At 63.0% G+C, this 21452-nt stretch carries 21 protein-coding genes; 11 read left to right on the top strand and 10 right to left on the bottom strand.

Features of this window, described 5'->3' with window-relative positions:
• Window positions 1-7: 7 nt before the first annotated feature.
• Window positions 8-640 (top strand): ribosome hibernation-promoting factor, HPF/YfiA family, encoded by a 633-nt coding sequence (gene hpf / locus A3E1_RS0107360; protein ID WP_020520107.1) that lies wholly within the window; start codon window positions 8-10, stop codon window positions 638-640.
• On the opposite strand, the gene A3E1_RS0107355 is transcribed toward hpf, so the two are convergent.
• Window positions 613-1737, bottom strand: a complete 1125-nt coding sequence (locus tag A3E1_RS0107355; RefSeq protein ID WP_020520106.1) for a GNAT family N-acetyltransferase — start codon at window positions 1735-1737, stop codon at window positions 613-615. The two genes, hpf and A3E1_RS0107355, sit on opposite strands and share 28 nt — an antisense overlap.
• A 129-nt stretch (window positions 1738-1866) precedes the next feature.
• Between A3E1_RS0107355 and secA the strand changes: the two genes are divergently transcribed.
• On the top strand, window positions 1867-4746 hold the full coding sequence (gene secA / locus A3E1_RS0107350; protein WP_020520105.1) for a preprotein translocase subunit SecA: 2880 nt from the start codon (window positions 1867-1869) through the stop codon (window positions 4744-4746).
• Between the two features lie 109 nt (window positions 4747-4855).
• Here secA and A3E1_RS0107345 read toward each other — a convergent pair whose 3' ends face one another.
• Window positions 4856-5353, bottom strand: a complete 498-nt coding sequence (locus A3E1_RS0107345) for an Rv3235 family protein (RefSeq protein WP_020520104.1) — start codon at window positions 5351-5353, stop codon at window positions 4856-4858.
• A gap of 47 nt (window positions 5354-5400) precedes the next feature.
• Complete coding sequence (locus A3E1_RS0107340) at window positions 5401-5628, bottom strand: helix-turn-helix transcriptional regulator (RefSeq protein WP_026208190.1); 228 nt, start codon at window positions 5626-5628, stop codon at window positions 5401-5403.
• A gap of 84 nt (window positions 5629-5712) precedes the next feature.
• On the opposite strand from A3E1_RS0107340, the gene A3E1_RS0107335 reads away from it, so the two are divergent.
• Window positions 5713-6210 carry a DUF6912 family protein gene (locus A3E1_RS0107335; protein ID WP_020520102.1) on the top strand — a complete coding sequence of 166 codons (498 nt, stop codon included), beginning with the start codon at window positions 5713-5715 and terminating at the stop codon, window positions 6208-6210.
• On the opposite strand, the gene A3E1_RS0107330 is transcribed toward A3E1_RS0107335, so the two are convergent.
• Complete coding sequence (locus tag A3E1_RS0107330; protein WP_020520101.1) at window positions 6191-7075, bottom strand: hypothetical protein; 885 nt, start codon at window positions 7073-7075, stop codon at window positions 6191-6193. The genes A3E1_RS0107335 and A3E1_RS0107330 overlap by 20 nt on opposite strands.
• A gap of 149 nt (window positions 7076-7224) precedes the next feature.
• Between A3E1_RS0107330 and pruA the strand changes: the two genes are divergently transcribed.
• From pruA to A3E1_RS0107315, 3 genes are all read left to right on the top strand, one after another.
• On the top strand, window positions 7225-8868 hold the full coding sequence (pruA, locus tag A3E1_RS0107325) for an L-glutamate gamma-semialdehyde dehydrogenase (protein ID WP_020520100.1): 1644 nt from the start codon (window positions 7225-7227) through the stop codon (window positions 8866-8868).
• Window positions 8865-9665: a tryptophan 2,3-dioxygenase family protein gene (locus A3E1_RS0107320; RefSeq protein WP_020520099.1), complete on the top strand. Its 801-nt coding sequence runs from the start codon at window positions 8865-8867 to the stop codon at window positions 9663-9665. The genes pruA and A3E1_RS0107320 overlap by 4 nt, the downstream gene beginning before the upstream one ends.
• Window positions 9666-9791: 126 nt before the next feature.
• The gene (locus A3E1_RS0107315) at window positions 9792-10280 is read left to right on the top strand and encodes a PadR family transcriptional regulator (RefSeq protein ID WP_020520098.1); all 489 of its coding nucleotides are present in this window, start codon (window positions 9792-9794) and stop codon (window positions 10278-10280) included.
• On the opposite strand, the gene A3E1_RS0107310 is transcribed toward A3E1_RS0107315, so the two are convergent.
• Genes A3E1_RS0107310 through A3E1_RS0107285 form a run of 6 tightly spaced genes read right to left on the bottom strand, consistent with a single transcriptional unit; the run spans window position 10241 to window position 16739 of the window.
• The gene (locus tag A3E1_RS0107310; RefSeq protein ID WP_157631385.1) at window positions 10241-11230 is read right to left on the bottom strand and encodes an N-acetylglucosamine kinase; all 990 of its coding nucleotides are present in this window, start codon (window positions 11228-11230) and stop codon (window positions 10241-10243) included. The genes A3E1_RS0107315 and A3E1_RS0107310 overlap by 40 nt on opposite strands.
• On the bottom strand, window positions 11227-12456 hold the full coding sequence (locus A3E1_RS0107305) for a 6-phospho-beta-glucosidase (protein ID WP_020520096.1): 1230 nt from the start codon (window positions 12454-12456) through the stop codon (window positions 11227-11229). The genes A3E1_RS0107310 and A3E1_RS0107305 overlap by 4 nt, the downstream gene beginning before the upstream one ends.
• Window positions 12457-12458: 2 nt before the next feature.
• The gene (locus A3E1_RS0107300) at window positions 12459-13283 is read right to left on the bottom strand and encodes a carbohydrate ABC transporter permease (RefSeq protein WP_020520095.1); all 825 of its coding nucleotides are present in this window, start codon (window positions 13281-13283) and stop codon (window positions 12459-12461) included.
• On the bottom strand, window positions 13280-14224 hold the full coding sequence (locus A3E1_RS0107295) for a carbohydrate ABC transporter permease (RefSeq protein ID WP_020520094.1): 945 nt from the start codon (window positions 14222-14224) through the stop codon (window positions 13280-13282). The genes A3E1_RS0107300 and A3E1_RS0107295 overlap by 4 nt, the downstream gene beginning before the upstream one ends.
• Window positions 14225-14235: 11 nt before the next feature.
• The gene (locus A3E1_RS0107290; protein ID WP_040390625.1) at window positions 14236-15525 is read right to left on the bottom strand and encodes an ABC transporter substrate-binding protein; all 1290 of its coding nucleotides are present in this window, start codon (window positions 15523-15525) and stop codon (window positions 14236-14238) included.
• A 41-nt stretch (window positions 15526-15566) separates the two neighbouring features.
• Window positions 15567-16739, bottom strand: coding sequence for an ROK family transcriptional regulator (locus A3E1_RS0107285; protein WP_020520092.1), 1173 nt, complete (start codon window positions 16737-16739; stop codon window positions 15567-15569).
• Window positions 16740-16835: 96 nt separating this feature from the next.
• On the opposite strand from A3E1_RS0107285, the gene prfB reads away from it, so the two are divergent.
• The 5 genes from prfB (at window position 16836) to smpB (ending at window position 21408) form a co-directional block, all read left to right on the top strand.
• Window positions 16836-17951: a peptide chain release factor 2 gene (prfB, locus tag A3E1_RS0107280; protein WP_020520091.1), complete on the top strand. Its 1116-nt coding sequence runs from the start codon at window positions 16836-16838 to the stop codon at window positions 17949-17951.
• Between the two features lie 98 nt (window positions 17952-18049).
• Window positions 18050-18730: a cell division ATP-binding protein FtsE gene (gene ftsE, locus A3E1_RS0107275; protein ID WP_026208188.1), complete on the top strand. Its 681-nt coding sequence runs from the start codon at window positions 18050-18052 to the stop codon at window positions 18728-18730.
• A complete protein-coding gene (gene ftsX, locus A3E1_RS0107270) occupies window positions 18730-19605 on the top strand; it encodes a permease-like cell division protein FtsX (RefSeq protein WP_020520089.1) in 876 nt (291 codons plus the stop codon). Before ftsE ends, ftsX begins: the two co-directional genes overlap by 1 nt.
• Window positions 19606-19655: 50 nt before the next feature.
• Window positions 19656-20885, top strand: coding sequence for a M23 family metallopeptidase (locus A3E1_RS0107265; RefSeq protein ID WP_026208187.1), 1230 nt, complete (start codon window positions 19656-19658; stop codon window positions 20883-20885).
• Between the two features lie 46 nt (window positions 20886-20931).
• Window positions 20932-21408, top strand: coding sequence for an SsrA-binding protein SmpB (smpB, locus tag A3E1_RS0107260; protein WP_020520087.1), 477 nt, complete (start codon window positions 20932-20934; stop codon window positions 21406-21408).
• Window positions 21409-21452: the final 44 nt, after the last annotated feature.

The raw sequence follows: 21452 nt of genomic DNA, 5'->3' as shown, positions 1-21452 counted from the left end.
GTCAGGCGTGGAAATCGTCGTCAAAGGCCGTAACGTCGAGGTCCCAGATCACTACCGGGTTCATGTGGCTGAGAAGCTTGAGAAAGTCGAGCGCTACGACCAGAAAATCATTCGGATCGACGTCGAGTTATTTCATGAGCGCAATCCGCGGCAGAGTGATAGCTGCCAGCGAGTCGAGATCACTTGCTTGAGCCGGGGCCCCATTGTGCGCGCCGCCGCCGCCGCGAGCGACTTCTATACCGCTCTTGACCTGGCAATAGGCAAATTAGACGGTCAGCTGCGCAAGGTAGCCGACCGGCGCCGCGTCCATCGTGGACGCCGTGCGCCGATTTCGGTGGGGGAGGCAACCGCGAAGCTAGCTCTCTTCGAACAGCCCAGGCCCGCGGAAGCTATGCCTCAGACGGCAAATGGCTCGCGTGGCCCGGTGAGCGTGCTTGATGAACAAGATCCCGACGCGCCTTGGCACATCGTGCGGGAGAAGGAATTCTCCGGCGAGCCGATGACTGTAGACGACGCCCTCTATCAGATGGAGCTCGTTGGACACGACTTTTACCTGTTCCACGACAAGGATTCCGGCCGTCCGAGCGTCGTCTACCGCCGCAAGGCTTATGACTACGGCTTGCTGACACTCGCCTGGTAATCGGGGGACACCCGCACATACTGAATGTCATCAATTCGCGTACCGTCTGGCCCGGGCAGAAATGCCCGGGCTTCCGCCTCCCACGTGAAACCGGCTCGCGTCAAGACGGCACGCGACGCGTCGTTTTCGCGGAACGTTCCGGCCTTCACCCGCACGATGCCCGCATCACGGAACGCCCACGTGCTCAGCAGGTCTACGGCACGGGTCATCAAACCTCGCCCGCGAAACTCCGGGCGCAACGAGTAGCCGATCAGCGCTTCGCCCAGCATGGGCTGCCAGTAACGCAACGAGATCTCCCCGGCGAACGCCCCGGTCGCGGCGTCCTCGATCACGCACTCCGCGACATCGCCAGACAGCCATGCCGACTCGGCCGTGTGACACTTGCGGTAAGCCTCGTCGGAAGTCATCTCGCCACCGATGGTGGACTCCGCCACCTCGGGCAGCTCATAGATCGCCAGGTAGTCGTCCACATCGGTGGGCCGCAGGGGGCGCACGTTCACGACGCCATCGGTCAGCACCCCACCGGGGAAGTCAGGCAGCAGGCGGCGCACCGGGCCAGGGGCGTCATCGCGCATCCGAACGAACGCCACCAGGTCGCGCCGGTTGCCTTCGCGGTCGGGCGCGATCTTCGAACGCACGCCTTCGCGCCGGAAGCCCGAGGCCAGGGCCACCCGCTGACTGGCCGGATTGTCTTTCGCCGCAAGTAGTTCGAGCCGGTAAAAGCCCTTGCTGTAAGCCCATTGGCTGAGGGCGGCGACTGTCGCCTTAGCGACGCCGCGGCCACGAGCCGAGGCGGCGACCCAGTAACCGATCTCGGCCATGGATCTTGTCCAGTGCAGGGAGCTCAGCCCGGTACCCCCAAGAATTTCCCCGGATTTTTCATCGGTGATCGCAAATGCGACTCCGGTATCGCTCCACGCCGACCCTTGGGTCACCCACATCAGCGCGTCTTCGGCTGTATACGGGCTGGGAAACAGCGGCATGAATCGCTGTATGAGCGGATCATTGCAAAGGCTGGGCAGGATGTCGGCGTCGGCCAACTCCCACGGGCGCAGCACGATGCCTGCGCCAGCAACCGGCTCCGGGGTGAGCTTCATGGCTTCACCCTGCCATACTGAACAAGCTGTTATTTTGCCCGGTTTCGCCCGAGATCTTCAGCCCGGGGGTGTGGGTTGCCGGTTTCAGCGCCTACGATGGGGCCGTTAACTTTTTAGGGGAGCGAACCCGTGTCGTTTTTTGAGAAGATCCTTCGCGCCGGTGAAGGTCGGATGCTGCGCCGCCTTGAGGCTATCGCCAAGGCGGTCAATTCCATCGAAGACAATTATGTCGATCTCACTGATGCTGAGCTGCGTGCGCTAACTGATCAATACAAGGAGCGCTATACCGACGGCGAAACGCTAGACGACCTGCTCCCTGAGGCGTTCGCCACGGTTCGTGAAGCCTCCAAGCGCACGCTGCACAAACGTCACTATGACGTGCAGCTCATGGGTGGCGCGGCGCTTCACTTCGGCAACATCGCCGAGATGAAGACCGGTGAAGGTAAGACCCTCGTGTCGACCCTCCCGGCCTACCTGAACGCGCTGTCCGGCAATGGCGTGCACGTGATCACGGTGAACGACTACCTCGCCCAGCGTGACGCGGAGTGGATGGGCCGTATCCACCGCTTCCTGGGCTTGAGTGTGGGCGTGGTGCTGCCCAACCGTCCGTCGGCTGAGCACAAAGCCGCCTACGAGTGCGACATCACCTACGGCACGAACAACGAGTTCGGCTTCGACTACCTGCGCGACAACATGGCGTGGCAGGCCGAGGACATGGTGCAGCGCGGGCACAACTTCGCCATCGTGGACGAGGTCGACTCGATCCTGATCGACGAGGCCCGGACGCCGCTGATCATTTCCGGCCCCGCCGAGCAGTCAGCCCGGTGGTACGCGGAGTTCGCGAAGATCATTTCCCGGCTGGAAAAGGGCAAGGACGGCGCGGGTGACTACGAGGTTGACGAGTCCAAGCGGACCGTCTCGGTCACCGAGCGCGGTGTCGCCAAGGTCGAAGACCGGCTGGGCATCGAAAACCTCTACGAGTCGGTGAACACCCCGCTCGTTGGTTACCTGAACAACGCGATCAAGGCCAAGGAGCTCTACAAGCGCGACAAGGACTACATCGTCTCCGACGGCGAGGTCCTGATCGTCGACGAGTTCACCGGCCGCATCCTGCACGGTCGCCGCTACAACGAAGGCATGCACCAGGCCATCGAGGCGAAGGAAGGCGTGGAGATCAAGCAGGAGAACCAGACTCTTGCCACGATCACCCTGCAGAACTACTTCCGCCTCTACGACAAGCTTTCCGGCATGACCGGTACGGCGCAGACCGAGGCCGCTGAGTTCAACAAGGTCTACAAGGTCGGTGTGCTGTCCATCCCGACCCACCGTCCGATGATCCGCATGGACAAGTCAGACGTCATTTACAAGAGCGAGAAGGCTAAGTTCCAGGCCGTCGTCGAAGACATCGCCGAGCGTCACGCCCAGGGCCAGCCGGTGCTCGTCGGCACCGTGTCGGTGGAGAACTCGGAGATCCTGTCGCAGCTGTTGCGCCGCAAGGGTGTCGCGCACAACGTCCTCAACGCTAAGTACCACGCGCGTGAGGCGGAGATCATCGCCCAGGCGGGGCGTAAGGGCGGCGTCACGGTGGCCACGAACATGGCCGGCCGTGGAACCGACATTCTCCTTGGCGGAAACCCCGAGTTCCTCGCCGCGGCAGAGCTGCGCCAGCGTGGGGTGACCGAAGAGGAACACGGCGACGCCTACTACAAGGAACTCGAAGAGATCCTGCCCGAGTGGGAAGAAAAGTGCGCCGCCGAGGCTGAGGAAGTGGCCGCCGCCGGTGGCCTCTACGTCCTCGGAACGGAACGCCACGAGAGCCGTCGCATCGACAACCAGCTCCGTGGACGGTCGGGCCGTCAGGGCGATCCGGGTGAGTCGCGGTTCTATCTGTCCCTTCAGGACGATCTGATGCGGCGGTTCCGTTCCGGTGCTGTCGAGGCGGTCATGGACCGGCTCAACATCCCTGAGGACGTGCCGATCGAATCCAAGATGGTCAGCAAGCAGATCAAGAACGCGCAGACCCAGATCGAGGCGCAGAACGCGGAAATCCGCAAGAACGTCCTCAAGTACGACGAGGTCATGAACAAGCAGCGCCAGGTGGTTTATGCCGAGCGCAAGCGCGTCCTCAACGGTGAAGACCTCAACGATCAAATCGAAGGCATGATTGACGACGTCGTGACCGCCTATGTCCAAGGTGGAACCGTCGGCAGCGGCAGTCTGCACGCCGAGGACTGGGATTTCGAGCAGCTGTGGACCAACCTCAAGCAGCTCTACCCAGTGGGCATGACCATCGAAGAGCTTGAGGAAGAGTCAGGCTCCCCGAGGACCACGTGGGATGTCGACTTCCTTGTCGAGCGGCTCAAGCAGGACGCGCACGACGCTTACAAGAAGCGTGAAGAGTCCATGCCGCACCCCGACGCGATGCGTGTCCTGGAGCGCCAGGTCCTCCTGCACGTGATCGACCGCAAGTGGCGTGAGCACCTCTACGAGATGGACTATCTGCAAGAGGGCATCAGCCTGCGGGCCTATGCGCAGAAGGACCCGCTGGTCGAGTATCAGCGCGAAGGCTTCGACATGTTCGCCCAGATGATGGACGGCATCAAGGAAGAAGCCGTTGGCTACCTCTACAACGCGACCGTTCAGGTGACCGAAGCCGAGCCGCAGCCAGCCGCCGAAGGGGTCGCCCTGCCGCAGCAGGAGTCCGCTGTGGAGGTTAAGGCCAAGGGGTTCGGGCAGCAGCAATCCCGTGCGCTGCAATACACCTCGCCCTCGGTCGACGGCACGGCTCAGGTCCAGCAAGGCTCAGCGCTAGGCCTCGGCGGCGGTGGCACCGCCTCCAAGACCGCGGCGAGCCAGGGCCGCAAGCCTTCCCCGCACGGCAAGGCCCGCTCACAGCAGGCCCGCAACGCGCCGCCCGTGGGTCAGGTCGCCGCACCAGCTTCCCGCAACGCACCCTGCCCCTGTGGTTCAGGTAAGAAATACAAGCGCTGCCACGGGGCGACTGAGTGAGGACCCGCTCAGACGCCAACCGGACTGCGCAACGAAAAGACTTGTTTACCAAAGTAAACGGCGCCTTCTCGTTGCTTGCCGGATTGACGCCTGAGCGGGCCACCGAGGTTTAGAGCAAGAACTTGAGAAAGGCGCACTTCCAACTGGGGGTGCGCTTTTCTAGTCGGTAGGCGACGGCGAAGGTGCGGGTGGGGGAAGCGAGGACGGCGGCGGCTTCGGCTGCGCCGGTTATGGGTTCGCAGACGCGCAGGGTGCTGCGGCGAAGCTTGCTGTCGTTGGTGCGGCGGCGCATTTCGGTGGCCAGGTGCATGACACGGGTCAGCTCTTCCAGCACCACGAAGCTGGTTTCCGGCTCGATCAGCTGGCGCAGCTGTGCCGGGGTGCGAAAGCCGTTGAGCACTTCTAGGCCGAAGTTGAGGAACCGCAAGCACGCCTGGTGTGCCTCGGGCGAGGCGCCCGCGAGCGCGGAAGGCGGCAAGACGAACCGCTCATCGACCGGCTCGGGGCGGTAAGTCTGGGGACTGAGCTCATCGTCGAACGGGGGATCCAGCAGCGGCGCCCGGTGCAGGCGGATCATCGCGGGAGGGGCGTGGGTGACAGCCGACATCAAAGACCCCCGAACCTTGAGTTTGCTTCAGTTTGACAAAGTTTGCCTCACTCCTCGGCACCCGTCAATGGGTTCTCCCGCACATAACGCTCCGTATCGGTGTAGAGCTGGGCGATGAAATCCTCCAATTTGGAGCGCTCCACGCGCCACTGGCCCCTGCCGCCCAAGCGAATCGCGACCAGCTCACCCCGGCGCACGAGGGCATAGATCTGCGCGGCCGAGGTGCTTAGCTCCTCGGCGACCTGCTCGAGGGTGAGGAAACGAGGCTCATCCATCCACATAATCTTTCGCTTGACGCTGTTTGGATTAGTTTGCCACCTACGGCGGCGCAGGTACACCTGCGTGCGAGACTGTCAGCCATGATGCGCGTGTACCTGCCGGCGACCACGGCACACCTCGCTCAGCTGCGGGAAGCGGCCGAGATCAGTCAGCCAGGCGTCGCCGCGCATGCCGTCACGCCGGCGCTGCGGGAGTGGTACGCCGAAGGCGACGACGAAGAGCTCGAATACGTCGCGTTCACCCGTGCGGCACAGGAAGCGTTGCGGCTCTTGCACTCTGACCACGAGGCGCCCCGCCGCCGGGTAGTCATCTCCGCTGACGTGGTCCCTAATGTCGTGACCGTGGTGAATCAGGATCTAGGCACGAGCGCGGTGCAGTTGGCCTACCCGATCCCGCTCAATGCGGTGGCTGCCATCCACATCGACGCGGCCGAGGCCGAAACTGACGTCGCGGCGGCGGCCGAAGCCGTGGATGCCGCAGCGGCCGGAGACCCGGACGCTCAGTTCACGGTGGACTCAGCCGAGGATCACGAACTGCTTTGGTATGCGCCAGAGGAACTCAACGATCTGCTTTCTTAGGCATCGTGCGGCCGAGCGCGATGATGGCCGTGATCGAGCCCAGGAAGAACAGCAGCATCCCGGTCACGATGCGCCCGCCGCCCAGGCTGTGCTGAATGATCCGGTCGCCCAGGGCGTCATTGCTGGCAAGGGTTAGCAGCTTCGCCGTGCCAAGGCGGGTGAAGACGTCGCCCAGGATCCACACCAGACCCGGCATGCCCCCGGCGAGCAAGAACAGCTGCCAGCGTGTCATGCCCTCGCGGCGCATGACCCAGAAGGCGAAGAGCCCGCCCAGGATTCCCATGAGCATCGCCTGGGTGATGCGCAGATAGCCGTTGGCCGACTCGTTGCCCGCGACAGTGCCGTCAGCGCCAAAGAACCGCAGCAGCGGGCTGGAGAAGATCTGCAGCACGCTGAAGCACACCAACGCGGTCAGTGTGGCGGTCGTCCCGGCCCGGACCACAGCGGCTGGGCGCAGCAGGCTCAGCGCGCCACCCACCGCTCCGCAGAGCCCAAGAATCAGCGCGAGGGTCCACATGGCCCCGGTTGGCATGCCCCGCACCAGAAGCACGGCTGCCCCGGCCACCGCTCCAGTCAGGACACCGGCCACGACGGGGACGGCGTACCTAGTACCCCCGGAAAGGTTGGGAAAGCGTGAGGTGGACCAGGCGCCCATCGCGGCCCCGGCCACGATGGCGGCCAGGGTGAAGAGCGTCAGCGAACTCGCGGCAGTCGCCAGGGCGATGTCGGCGTTAGCGGAGTCGATGAACTGGCGCAGCATGCTCAGCATGGCGATGAGATAGGCCACAGCCGCGAAGGCGAGCCATCCGCCGCGGGCGGCCGGTGCCTCGCTTTGAGCGGGCGCGAGAGTGGCTTGCTCGGTCATCGTGGCCTCCGGGGGTGGGCGAGGGGAAGTGCGGTTGCCGCGTCGAGCCTAATCAACGCGTGCGAGGATGGGGAAAGGCCCCGGCGAACGGCCATGCGCCGCCGAGCGAAGCTACTCGTGCGGGGAAAAATACAGTTGGAGGATCGTTCATGGACGCCATCGTCGCCGTGCCGGAACCACATAATGAGCCGGTGCGCGGATACGCGCCGGGCAGCCCCGAACGGGCAAGCCTGCGCCGCACTTTGATTGAGCTCGCCGCACAACAGACCGAGCTTACGATGACTATCGATGGGCAGCACCGTATGGGTGGTGGCGAGGCGATCAAGGTCGTCCAGCCCCACAAGCACCGGCATGTGCTGGGAGTCACCCACAATGCCACCAACGCGGATGCGGTTGCTGCGGTAACGGCCGCCAAGGAGGCCGCCCCCCTTTGGCGTGATATGTCCTTTGAGGACCGGGCTGCGATCTTCCTGAAAGCAGCGGATCTTCTGGCTGGGCCTTGGCGCGACACCCTCAATGGCGCCACGATGCTCGGGCAGTCCAAGACCGCCTTCCAGGCCGAGATTGACGCCGCCTGCGAACTGATCGACTTTTTGCGGTTCAATGTCCACTTCGCCCACAAGCTCCTGGCGGAGCAGCCGATGTCCAGTGCGGGCATCTGGAACCGGTTCGATCACCGCCCGCTTGAAGGCTTCGTTTACGCCATCACCCCGTTCAACTTCACCGCCATCGCCGGCAATCTCCCGACCGCCCCCGCTCTGCTTGGCAACACGGTCGTCTGGAAGCCCGCGCACACGCAGCAGTTCGCCGCTCACTTCACGATGCGGCTGTTCGAAGAGGCCGGCCTGCCGCCCGGTGTGATCAACATGGTGACCGGTGACGGCCTCGCGGTGTCAGACGTGGCACTGTCCGACCCAGACCTGGCGGGCATCCACTTCACCGGCTCGACGCGGGTCTTCCAGCACCTGTGGTCCACGATTGGGAACAACATCTCCCGGTACCGCAGCTACCCCCGCATCGTCGGCGAGACCGGCGGTAAGGACTTCGTCTTCGCACACGCTTCAGCCGACCCACAGGCGCTCGTGACCGCGCTTATCCGCGGCGCCTTCGAGTTCCAGGGGCAGAAGTGCTCGGCCGCCTCGCGGGCCTACATCCCGCGCTCCCTTTGGGACAGCTACGTTCGCGACCACCTCGCCGCGACCGCCGAGTCGCTCACCTATGGCGATGTCACCGACTTCACCAATTTTGGCGGCGCGGTCATCGACGACAGGGCGTTCAAGAAGCACGCCGAGGCGCTGGAGATGATCAAGTCATCGAGCGTGTGCAATGTGATCGCCGGCGGCACGTGTGACGACAGCGAGGGCTACTTCGTGCGGCCGACCGTCGTCGAGTGCTCCGACCCGGCGCACGAAGTCTTCACGACCGAATACTTCGGGCCCATCCTCGCGGTGTACGTCTACGAAGACTCCGCAATGGACGATGTCTTGAAGCAGGCCGAAAGCGTGGCGCCCTATGCGCTCACGGGCGCCATCTTCGCCCGCGAGCGGACCGTCATCGAGAAGCTGTCGAAGGCGTTGCGATTTGCGGCTGGCAACTTTTATATAAACGACAAGCCAACCGGTGCCGTGGTCGGGCAGCAGCCCTTCGGTGGCGCTCGCGCTTCGGGCACCAACGACAAGGCGGGCTCGTGGCAGAACCTCGTGCGGTGGATGTCGCCTCGCACCATTAAGGAAACGTTCGTCCCGCCGGTCGACCACACCTATCCGCATATGCAATCTGCGAGCGACCAATGAGTTCCACGGGAGATTCGTTCGTCCGCTTCGGTGAGCAAGGCGGGCAGCTGACCTATAACAGCTATCTGCGCGTGCCAGAGTTGCTGTCACAGCAGGTGCCGGAGAGCGATCCTGAGGCACACGACGAGTTGCTGTTCATCACCATCCATCAGTCGTACGAGCTTTGGTTCAAACTCCTCCTGCACGAACTAAGTGATGCCCGCGACCGCATGCTCGCGGGGGAGAGCTACCTTCCGCGGGTGCGGCTGGAGCGCTGCCAAACCATTGAGCGGGTACTCGTGCATCAGGTCGACGTCATCGACACCATGACGCCACAGGACTTTCTCGTCTTCCGCAACAAGCTGGCGCCTGCTTCGGGCTTCCAGTCCTCGCAGTTCCGTGAGATCGAATTTCTCTCTGGCCTCAAAGACCCCACCTATCTCGACCGTTTCCGTGGCCTCACACCGGACGAACAGGCAGCCTTGCGCCGTCGGCTGGAGGAACCGTCCCTTTGGGACGGATACCTCGCACTCCTTGGCACGCATGGGTTTGACGTGTCGTCCGAAGAGGACAGGGTGAGCGCGCTGGTGATCATCGCGCACGACCGCGAGAAGTATGGCGCGCTATGGGATCTGGCCGAAGCCCTTATCGCGCACGATCAGGCGTGGTCGCTGTGGCGTGCCCGGCATGTGCTGATGGCTGAGCGCCAGATCGGCACGAAGTCCGGAACGGGTGGCTCGAGCGGCGGGGCATACCTCCGTTCGCGTGTCGCGACACGCTTTTACCCCGAGTTGTGGGATCTTCGCTCCCGGCTCTAAAAGCGACAAAACGGACAGCCCAGAGCCGTTACTGACTGTCGGCTCTGGACTGTCTGACACGAACTGTGCACATCGGAATGTGCGGAAATCCTGGCAAGAGCCCTGGAAGGCTGTAGCGTAGGTGTCATGGCAGAGTCAGATATCAACGCAACAGCGGCAGCCGTGCTGGGTCTCCTGCACGACGGCGCGATGACGGGCGGCCAATTGATGGCTGCCGCGGAACGGCGCCTCGGCGCTTACTGGTCGATGACGCGGTCCCAGGTTTACCGCGAGCTTCCAGTGCTCGCCGAAATGGGATACGTCAAGGCGGGCAAGCAAGGCCAGCGCGCCAGCCAGCCCTACTCCATCACGGCCAAGGGCAAGGCCGCGTTCAGCCGCTGGCTGACCGAAGAGCCCGGCCGCGAGCTCGTCCGCAACCCTTACGCGCTACGCACCGCCTTCGGTGGCGCGAAGCAGCGTAAGGAAGCTGAGGCCTACCACAACACGGCCCTGGCTGAGGCGCGCGAGCAGGCCAAGGAGGCGAAGAAGGATGGCGACAAGATGATGGAAGCCAGCCTCGAGTTCGCCATGAACTATCACAAGGCCGCGCTGAACTGGCTGAAGTCCGCTAAGTAGCGCAACGCCTGGTGCGCGGCGACGCCCGCACCAAGGCTATCCAAAGCGAATAGACCCGCACCGAGGACGGGCGGCTGGGTTAGCACGGACAACACGGCACCGGGTGAGTGAGCACCGATCCCCTCCCGGATTGCCATGTCCAGCAACGGATGTTGCGCCCGCAACACACCACCGCCCATCACGACGGCATAGCGATTCTCACGCAGCCCGAGGCGGTCAGCCGCAACGGTGACGAGTGAAACTATTTCCATAGCCTGACGGGCAACGACCCGTTTGGCGACCTCGTCACCCGTTGCGGCCACCGCGAAGAGCACCTTGCTCAAGTCATCAAGGCGCGCCGCTGGGATGGTTCCCAAGTGGACACCGGTAATGACTTCGGTGACGGTGCCGGTGCCACAATGCCTGGCGACCGCCGCTTCTAGTGCGGTTGCCGGGCCACGGCCGTCTTCGGCCCGCGCCGCGTGCCACATCGCGAGCGAAGCAAGGTGCTGCCCCCCACCCCAATCCCCGGAAAGCATGCCGAGCGCGGGAAAACGGGCCGTCTGCCCGTCTGACCGGCGCCCAGCGCAGTTGATTCCCGCACCGCAAACCACCGCTATCGCGTCGGGTTCGTCGGTGCCCGCCCGCATCAGGGCGAAGACATCGTTGTCCACGCGGTACTCGCTGGCCCAGCCAGTGTCTTGCACCGCAACGGAAACCGTGGCCACCTCCTCGGGCAGGTCCACGCCCGCTAGGTAAACCTCGGCGCGCGCGAAGGTCGCGTGCTCCAGGCCAGCGTCCTTCTTGGCTGCCGCCACGAGCCGGTCGAGCAACTGCAGCGCCGGTTGCACCCCAAGGGTTTGCGGCGACGAGCCGGGGCCGCGCACGTAGGCGTGCACCTTCCCGTCGCTGTCTCCAATGAGGACATCCGTCTTGGAGTTGCCGCCGTCGATGGCTAGAAAGAACGTCATTTCGCCCATGCCAGGTATGCGGAGTTGGCAGCGGCCAGTTTCCCGGTCAGCTGTTCGGCCTTTTCGTGCTGCGCTATCAACGGGTGCGCCAGCAGTGCCCGGTAAACCTTGTCCCAGCTGCCGTTGATGGCCGCGTCCACCGCGAGCTCCTCGTAGGCGCTGACGTTAGCGATGAGGCCCTTGAGTTCCGGCTTGATGGGCAAGGCCCGCAGTGGTTTCGCGCCCTCGGCGTTGACCTGGCAGCTCACTTCAATGACGGCGTCATCGGCGAGGAAGTCCCAGAAGCCATTGTTTCGCACGTTCACCGCGTGCACTCTGTTGTCGCCGTTGGTCAGCGACTCGATAAGCCCCACTGCCGCTTCGGAGTAGAAGGCGCCGCCTCGCTGGCCGAGCAGTTCAGGCTTCTGGGTGAGCGCTGGGTCCTGGTACATCTCGAGGAGCTGAGATTCAATAGCGGCAACCTTTTCGCCGCGAGACGGGGCTGTTCTTTGCTCTTTCAGCACCTCATCGTGTTCATAGAAATACTTCAAATAATATGAAGGTACGCTGCTGAGCCTTTCCAAAAGCGAAAGTGGCAGCTGCACCAGCTCGGCGGCCGGCGCCAAAAGCTCCGGCAGCCGGTCGTGTCCGTTCACGTATACGGCTTGTTCCCACGTGAGATGGTTGAGCCCTACGTGGTCGAGCGTTACTTCTTCTGGCGAGACGTTGAGGGCGGCCGCGAAGCGGCGCTCAAAGCCGATGGCGACATTGCACAGACCGGCAGCCTTGTGTCCCGCGTCCAGCAGAGCCCGCGTGACGATCCCGACCGGGTTGGTGAAGTTGACGATCCACGCGTTGTTCGCGAGCCGGGCGGCCCGTTCCGCGATGTCGAGCACCACCGGAACGGTCCGCAGGGCCTTGGCTAGGCCACCAGCTCCCGTCGTCTCCTGGCCGATGCAGTCACACTCCAGCGGGAACGTCTCGTCGCTGATGCGTGCCGCCTGGCCGCCGACCCGGAGCTGGATGATGACAACGTCGGCACCATCGAGCCCTTCATCCACATTGGACGTCATCGTCACCTTGGCGGGATGGTCGCGCAGCAGGCGCTGGGCGAACCCACCCACGATGGCGAGCCGCTCCTGTGCCGGGTCAATCAGGGCGACCTCGGCGAGCTGCCCGAACTTCCCGAAGCCGTCAATAAGCTCCGGGGTGTAGGTGGACCCACCGCCCACTACCGCGATTTTCATTGCTATCCCTTAACTCCCGTGAGGGTGACACCTTGCACGAAGGCCTTCTGAGCGAAGAAGAACAGGACGATGACCGGGATCATGGTGATCATCGTGGCCGCACTGACCAGTTCCCATTCCACGTGGTGCGCGTACTTGAACGAGGCGATGCCAAGCGACACCGTCCAGTTGTCCTGGTTCTCGCTCGTGTACAAAAGCGGGTAGTAGTAATCGTTCCAGGCGTAGAAGAACTGGAACATCGCCGCGGCGGCTATGCCGGGACGGGCCATCGGGAGGACCACCTTGAACATGGTCTTCCACTCACCCGCACCGTCCACTTTGGCGGCATCCAAGTACTCGTCCGGAATGGTCACCATGAACTGACGGAGCAGGAAGATGGCGAACGCGTCCCCGGCTAGCAGCGGCAGGATGGCGGGCCAGAGTGTCCCGGTCAGGCCGGCGTTGGCCCAGAACAGGTACATCGGGATCGTCGAGACCTGAGGCGGCAGCATCATCAGGCAGATGATGAGCACCATGGTGGTGTTGCGGCCGCGCCAGCGAAGCTTCGCCAGACCATAGGCGGCCGGCACACTGGACAGCAGCATGAAGATGGTCGCGAGCACGGCATACATCACGGTGTTGAGCAGATACCGCAACAGCGGCGCCTTCTCGAACACGGTCGCGTAGTTCTCCGGATGCCATGACTGTGGCCAGATCTCGGTGGTGAACGTCTGATTGCTCGTCATCATCGAGGTCAGGAACAGGAACACGAGCGGAGCCAGGAACATCAGCGACAGGGCGATCGTCACGCTATGGCGGGCGACGAATATCAGAAACGGCCGGTTCATCGCAGGAACGTCCTAAAGCGACGGAGCAAAATGAGGGTGAAAGTAACCGCGACAACGAACAGCACGACTGACAGCACGCTGGCGTAGCCGAGCAGTCCCCGTGGGCCGAAGCTGATCACGTATAGGTAGAGCGGATACGTGAAGGTGGAGCCACTTGGATACCCGAAGGTATTGGCGATGCCACCACCACCCGTCACCGCGCCGGAGGCGACACTCGAGGCCACCGCGGCCTGGGTGAAATATTGCAGCATTCCGATGACGCCAGTGATCGCCGCGAACTGCAAGACCGGTGAGATGCTCGGCAGCGTCACGTAGCGGAACCGTTGCCACACCCCGGCACCGTCTAGCGCTGCTGCTTCGTGAAGCTCCACCGGCACATCCAGCAAAGCCGCCACGAAGATGATCATCAGGTCGCCGATGCCCCAAAGCCCGAGCAGGACAAGGGAAGGCTTGGCCCACAGCGGATCGTTGAACCACAGCGGTCCCTCAATCCCGATGTTGGCGAGCAACGTGTTCACGGGACCCGTGCCCGGCTTGAGGAGCAGAACGAACGCGACGGTCGCCGCGACCGGCGGGGCAAGTGCCGGAAGGTAGAACAGCGTGCGGTAAAACCCGCGGCTGCGCTTGGCCTGGTTGAGCAGAAGTGCCGTGATGAGTGCGCCAACGATGCGCATCGGAACCATGATGACGACGAACCAGAGCGTGTTCTTAGCCGCCCGGATGACGTTGGGGTCTTCGAAGAAGAACTTCCAGTTGTCCAGGCCGATGAAATCTGGTGGCTGGGTCAGGTTCACCAGATGCATGCGGTGAAACGAGAACCAGATCGACGACAGCAGCGGGTAGAACAGGAACAGGCCGAGGCCGATCAGCGCGGGAATCATGAACGTGTAGGGGGTGAGGCGCCGGCGATACCGGCCGGCGCCTCCCGTGATCGTGGGCATGGATGCTGGCCTTAGCCCGCTAGCTTGATGAGATTGTTGACTTGACTATCCACTTTGGCCAGTCCACCGGGGACGTCTTTTTGCGCCCCTGACTGGTACTCCTGAAGGAATGTGGAGAACTCGTCCTGATAGGCCGGGCCCACCGCGCTGGGCGGGGTCGTCACCGTCGCGGGGTGGTTGAAGATCTCAAGGAACACCTTGAACTCCGGGTCCACCACGAGGTCCTTGCTGGCAAGGGCGTCGGTGGTCGTCGGCAGGTTGCGAATGCCGTTGCTGAGCTTGACGATCGCGTTGGTGTCGGTCGTCAGGTACCGGATGAGTGCCCATGCGGCTTCGGCGTTCTTCGACGTCCGAGACACACCGATCACGCTGCCACTGACGTAGCCCGCGCCGTAGCGGCTCGCGTCGCTCACCGGCATCGGGGCGACCCCGAACTGAACATCCTTGGCCTGGTCCCGCAGGAAGGCCATGCGCCACTCGCCGTCGATCGCCATGGCGACCTGTCCTTTGTGGAACGCGTTGTCAGCTGACCACTCGTCACCAAGGCTGGCGCGGAAGGCTTCGAGCTTTTCGTAGCCGTACCAGTCGACGAGTTCCTTCTGCCACTTGATGAGCTCCTGCCACTTCGGGTCGCTGCCGATGTTTGACGTGCCGTCAGACTTCAGCCAGCTCGCCCCGGTCATGGGCGCCAGGTGTGACGGAGAGTTCTCGTAGAAGCCAAACAGCGGAAGGAAACCCACCTTCTGCAAGTTGCCCGCGGCGTCCTTGACTGTCAGCTTCTTCGCCAGTTCCGTCAGCTCGGCGAGCGTCTTAGGTGGCGTGGTCACCATGCTCTTGTTGTAGTAGAGACCGTAGGCGTCAGCCAGGAACGGCATCGCACAGCGCTTGCCACGGAACTCCGTGTAGGAGCGGACTACTTGCGGGAACTTGCCCAAGTCAATCTTGTCGCGATTGAGGTAGGGCGCCAGGTCGTTCCATGCGCCCTTGGCACAGAAGGAACCAACGATGTCGGTGGAATAACTGATCGCTACGTCGGGACCCTGTCCCGCGCCGATCGCCTGAGTCGTCTTGGCATCATCCTGGCCACCCTTGGCGACCAGATTCACCTTGGGGTGCTTCTTCTTGAAGTCTTCAAGGATTTCGTTGAGCGCTTTTTCTTCCCGGTCGGTGAAGAAGTGCCAAAGCTCGATATCGCCGGTGGCCTCAACGCCTGCGTTTTCGATCGGCGTGTTGTTCGCCGACGGCGTGCAGCCCATGAGAAGACCGGCAAATGCCGCGGCAACGGCCAGTTTTCTATACATTCGCTGGCTCCCTTTAGCTAAGGGGTGAAAGGGGTGTGGTGCTATGCCGGGGTCAGCGCGTGCCGTAACGAATCGATGAGTGACTCGCGCACGGTACGCAGACCGGCATCAAGGGCCCCCAGTAACACCGCATCGTCGGTTAGCGACGTAACGGCGACCGGGGTGCGTAACGGAGTGGCTCCATGGAAGGCCTCCGCTACCAGATCCCGCAGCGCACTGCCGCCCGCTTGGGCGACCTCGCCGGCCAGAATGACCAGTGGGGGATCGAGGATGGCCGAGACTGAGGCCAGAACAAGAGCGATGCGTTCGGCGAGTTCCTTGAGGAACATGCGCGCCCCGCTGTCTGGCTGGGACACCGCGCTAGCGACCGCTGCCTCGGCCGTCTTCGCTGTGAACCCGTGCTCTGCCGCAAGTGAAAGAACGGCCGGACCGCCGACAAAGTCCTGAAGATCCTTGCCGGACTGTCCTACCGGGACATAACCGATCTCACCGGCTCCGCCGGAGACCCCGCGCAGCAAATTGCCGCCGAGGTCGATCGCACAACCGAGACCAGCGCCAAGCCAGAGCATGGCGAAACCTTCAGTGCCGGACCCGACCCCGCGATGGCGCTCGGCGATCGCGGCCAGGTTCACGTCGTTTTCAGCCCACACCGTCGCTTCTAGACGGGTCGCCAGATCGCTGATGAGCCCGGGGCGGGACCATCCTGAAACGTCGATATGGCGGATCGTGTCGCTGCTCGCGTCGTAAGAGCCCGGAACGGCCAGCTGAACGTGTGTCACGACGCTCGCGTCGAGGCCAGCTCGCTCGCACAGGCCGGTCACGACCTCCTGCACGCTAGCGAGCGGGTCCCCTGAACTGTTGTCGTATTCAGCTTGGGCCAGCACTGTCCCCGTCAGATCACACAACGCCGCGCCGAACGCGGGATGTGGGGTCTCGGTGATGTCGCGGACGGATATCGCCACGACATGTGCGGCGCTGGGGTTCACCGCGTAGATTTCCGCGTTCGGTCCGGGGCCGCCGCTGGTGTGCCCGATCACCGTCGCGAAGCCCGCGTCGGTGAGGGTCCGGAGCACATCAGATGTGGTCGGCTTGGAGAGGCCCGTTAGCTCGCGCAGCTCAGCCCGGGTAAGGGTGCCGCGTTCGAGCAACAGCGCCAGCGTGGCGCTTTCATTCATGGCGCGCAGAAGTTTTGACGACCCGGCAAGCCGCGTCATGCTGTTCCTCCGATAGATAGGAAATCTGACTAACTATTAATCGTGGATAGGTTGCTGTCAAGGCTCAACTGTTTCGTGCCTCTGTAGTCTTGTTGCGTGACGACAGCCGACTACGCGGACCAGATCAAGCACCTCGACGCCACACTCAGGTCGATCGAGGGGGTTCTGGACATCGCCAAACTCCGTAAAGACAAAGAGGGGTTGGAGATCGCGGCGTCGGCACCGGACCTCTGGGACGACCAGGCTAAGGCGCAGGAGGTCACCTCTCAGCTGTCCTATGTAAACGGTGAGATCGAACGGCTGACCACGCTGCGCTCGCGCATCGATGACGTCAATGTCTTGCTCGAGCTCGCCCAGGACGAAGGGGACAGCGACTCGCTGGCCGAGGTCGGCAGAGAGATCACCGCCCTGGCCAAGGCCGTTGAGGAACTTGAGGTCCGCACGCTGCTGTCGGGCGAATACGACTCGCGGGAAGCCCTGGTCGCGATCCGGGCTGGTGCCGGTGGCGTTGACGCGGCTGACTTCGCCGAGATGTTGCTGCGTATGTATATGCGCTGGGCCGAGCGGCACGGGTACCCAACCGAGGTCTATGACACCTCCTACGCCGAAGAGGCCGGATTGAAGTCCGCGACCTTCGCGGTGAAGGCACCTTACGCCTACGGCACGCTCAGTGTTGAGTCCGGCACCCACCGGCTCGTGCGCATCAGCCCGTTTGACAACCAGGGCCGCCGCCAGACCAGCTTCGCCGGCGTCGAGGTGCTTCCGGTCGTGGAGCAGACCGACCACATCGACATCCCCGACAACGACATCCGCGTGGACGTCTACCGTTCCAGCGGCCCGGGTGGGCAGAGCGTCAACACGACCGACTCCGCGGTGCGCATCACGCACCTGCCGACCGGCATCGTGGTGACTTGCCAGAACGAGAAGTCCCAGCTGCAGAACAAGGCCTCGGCGCTGCGCGTGCTGCAGGCTCGCCTGCTGGAGCGCAAGCGGCAGGAAGAACAGGCCAAGATGGAAGGCCTGAAGACTGACGCGTCCGGCGCCTGGGGCGATCAAATGCGGTCCTATGTGCTGCATCCGTACCAGATGGTTAAGGACCTCCGGACCGAATATGAGACCGGAAACCCTAGTGCTGTCTTCGATGGTGAGATTGATGACTTCGTGGAAGCGGGCATCAAGTGGCGGAAACAGCAACAGAAGAGCGCCGCGTAGTTACATTGAGTGACTTTTTCCAAGAACATTTCCGGCAATAGTGGCATCCCGCCTAGGGTTGTCTTGGCGGAACAGCAACAGCGCGTAGACTCTCGCCCGTGATTCGACTCGACCACGTGACTAAGACCTACCCGAAGGCGTCCCGACCCTCGCTGGACGACGTGTCTGTGTCGATCGAGAAGGGCGACTTCGTCTTCTTCATCGGTCCGTCAGGTTCGGGTAAGTCCTCCATCATCAAGCTCCTGCTGCACGAGATCAGCCCCACGCGTGGCAAGGTGCACGTGAACGGCAAGGACGTCACGGCAATGCGCTCGTGGCGCATCCCTTCCTTCCGGCGCACGATCGGCTGCGTATTCCAGGACTTCCGGTTGCTGCCCAACAAGACGGCCTACGAGAACGTCGCCTTCGCCCTTGAGGTGATCGGCAAATCGAAGGCTGTCGCGCGCCGGATCGTGCCAGAGGTGCTTGAACTCGTCGGGCTCGGCGGTAAAGAACACCGCTACCCACACGAGCTTTCCGGTGGTGAGCAGCAGCGCGTGGCGGTGGCCCGGGCATTCGTTAACCGCCCGCTAATCCTGCTGGCGGACGAGCCCACGGGAAACCTTGACCCCGATACCTCGATCGAAATCATGCGGCTGCTGGACCGGATCAACCGGACCGGCACGACAGTCGTCATGGTGACCCACGACTCAAACATCGTTAACCAGATGCGCCGCCGGGTTATTGAAATCGAAGGCGGACGGATCGTTCGTGACCAGGCCCGAGGAGTTTACGGCTGATGCGCGCTAAGTACGTTCTAGCCGAAGTACTGGTGGGCCTGTGGCGTAACGTCACGATGACCATCGCCATGATGATCACAATGACGGTGTCATTGTCCATGCTGGGCGCCAGTCTGCTGATGTATCTGCAGGTCGAGGACATGAAGGAGTACTACTACTCCCAGGTCGAGGTCTCGATCTATCTCAAGACCGACGTGACCCCCGAGCAGCGCACGGAGATCCAGACCAAACTGGACACCGATGAGCTCGTGGAGAAGGTCGACTACGAGAGCAAAGAAGCCGCCTACGAGAACTTCAAGAAGCTCTTCCACGACGCCAAGGCGATGGTCGACTCGGTTGGCCCCAATGAGATGCCGGAGTCGTTCCGGGTCAGTCTCAAGGACCCGACCCAGTTCCGTGCGATCGACGAGGGCTACCGGCAGCTGCCGGGCGTGCAGAGTGTCGTTGACCAGCAGCAGTTGCTGGCCAAGGTGTTCGACGTCCTCGGGGCGATCCAAAGCATGTCGCTCGTTGTCGCCGCCGTGATGGGTATCGCCGCCTTGCTTCTGGTCGCGAACACGATTCAGGTCGCCGCCTACAGCAAGCGCCGCGAGGTCGCGGTGATGAAACTCGTCGGTGCGTCCAACTGGTTCATCCAGATGCCGTTCGTGCTTGAGGCGGTCTTCGCCGCTCTCCTCGGTGCGATCCTGGCCGGTGTCATGCTCGTGCTGGCGAAGGTGTTCCTGCTCGATGGATCCCTTGCCGCGCTCACCAACCTGCTCACGCCAGTGACATGGGGCGATGTCTTGCTCATGTTCCCGGTGCTCGCGGGTATCGGTGGTGTGGTTAGCGCGGTCACCGCCTGGATTACCTTGAGGTTCTACATTCGCGTGTAGTGTCCAGCTTTGTCTGGATTTAGACCGTATGTCGGCTGTAGAGTGCTGTCATGCGAGGTGGGCGCCTACTCCTAGTTGTGTTGGCCCTGCTGAACATGGCAGCCCTACAGCCTGACGGGGATCCGAGTGAACTGAAAAAGCGGGTAGACGCTGAGCTGGCCAAGGCCGGCGCGATCGCCGAAACGGCGTCCGCCGAAGCGCAACAGGCCGTCGCGAGACTCGCCAGCCTCAATCAGCAAGTCGCTGACGCCCGGCATGCCGCCGCTCAAGCGCGGGGAGCTGTGGCGGCGGCCGAAGTTCAAGCCGCGGCAGCGGCGCGGACGGCCGCGCAAGCGGGACTCGTCCGGGATCAGGCCACGGCTCGCTATGACGAGGTCGCCCTAGGAGTGCGTGAAGGGCGTTCCCGTCTCGGCCGGTTCGTCGCTATGACCTATCAGGGCGGCGATGTCGCTCAGTTCAACGCCCTTGTCTCGGCGGGAAGCCCCAAAGACCTGATGGTCAAAATCTCCTACGCCCGCAAAATCGCGGAGTCCAAAAAGGACGCACTAACGGAACTGATCGCCGCGGAACGTGCGGCCAAAACGATTTCCAGTGAGGCGGCGCTGGCGTCGCGGGCCGCCGAGGAGGCCTCCCGCCAAGCAAAGGCAGCGCTAGCCGAAGCCGAAGCCGCACGCGCGGCTGCCGAGCGCAGTGAGCGTGAGCTGAGCGAATTCGTGCGCAGGCAAGAAGGCGCTGTGGCGGACGCGCAGAAATATCGTGACGAGGTCGTGGCCCGGCACGAAGAGGTCAAACGCGAAAGCGACCGGATCGCCGCCGAATTGCTTGCCTGGCAACAAGCTCAGGGCAGCACCGGCCCGGTGCTGCAACCCGGTGCCAGACTATTGATGCCGGTGCGCGGCTGGAAGTCCAGTGACTACGGCCAGCGCTACGACCCCTACTACCACGTGTGGCAACTGCATGCCGGGGTCGACATCGCCGCCGGTGGTGGGGAGCCGATCTACGCGGCCGCTGACGGGCAGATCGCTTCGGCCGGATGGCGAGGTGGGTACGGCAACTACACGTGCGTGAGCCACGGCAGCTATCAGGGCCGTTCCTTGTCGACCTGTTACGCGCACCAGTCGAAGATCCTCGTGGGCGTGGGGCAGTGGGTGACCCGTGGGCAATTGATTGGCCGGGTCGGCACGACGGGTGCCTCGACTGGAAACCATCTGCACTTTGAGGTGCGGCTCAACGGCAGTCCTACCGACCCAGAAGAATGGCTGCCCGGTTGCCTGTGCTGATCCGGTAGCATTGCCGAGCCACATTAGCTGGGGAGGAGGAGAAGTCATGCCACGGGAAAAGGGACAGAAGGTCGTTGCGTCTAACCGCAAGGCCCGGCACGACTATGCCATCCTCGACACTTTTGAGGCAGGTCTGCAGCTGACCGGCACCGAGGTGAAGTCGCTTCGGCTGGGCCGGGCCTCGCTCACGGACGCGTTCGCTCAGGAGCGCGACGGTGAGATTTACCTGCACCACTTGCACATTCCGGAATACACGCAGGGCACGTGGACCAACCACGAGCCGCGCCGCACGCGCAAGTTGCTGCTGAACCGGATGGAAATCATCAAGCTAACGACCAAAATCAACGAGAGCGGATTGACGCTTATACCGCTTTCTATTTATTTCAAGGATGGCTGGGCCAAGGTCGAGCTAGGTCTCGCGCGCGGTAAAAAGGACTACGACAAGCGGCAGGATCTGGCCAAACGCGATGCCAACCGGGAGATTCAGCGTTCGCTGGGCCGCCGATCCAAGGGCATGGATTAAATAGTCTTCCGTCGATCGGACGATAGACCCTGATATGTGGTACC

It is taken from the genome of Catelliglobosispora koreensis DSM 44566 (assembly GCF_000379685.1).
Taxonomy (GTDB): domain Bacteria; phylum Actinomycetota; class Actinomycetes; order Mycobacteriales; family Micromonosporaceae; genus Catelliglobosispora; species Catelliglobosispora koreensis.
This window is presented reverse-complemented; position numbering and strand designations above follow the sequence as displayed.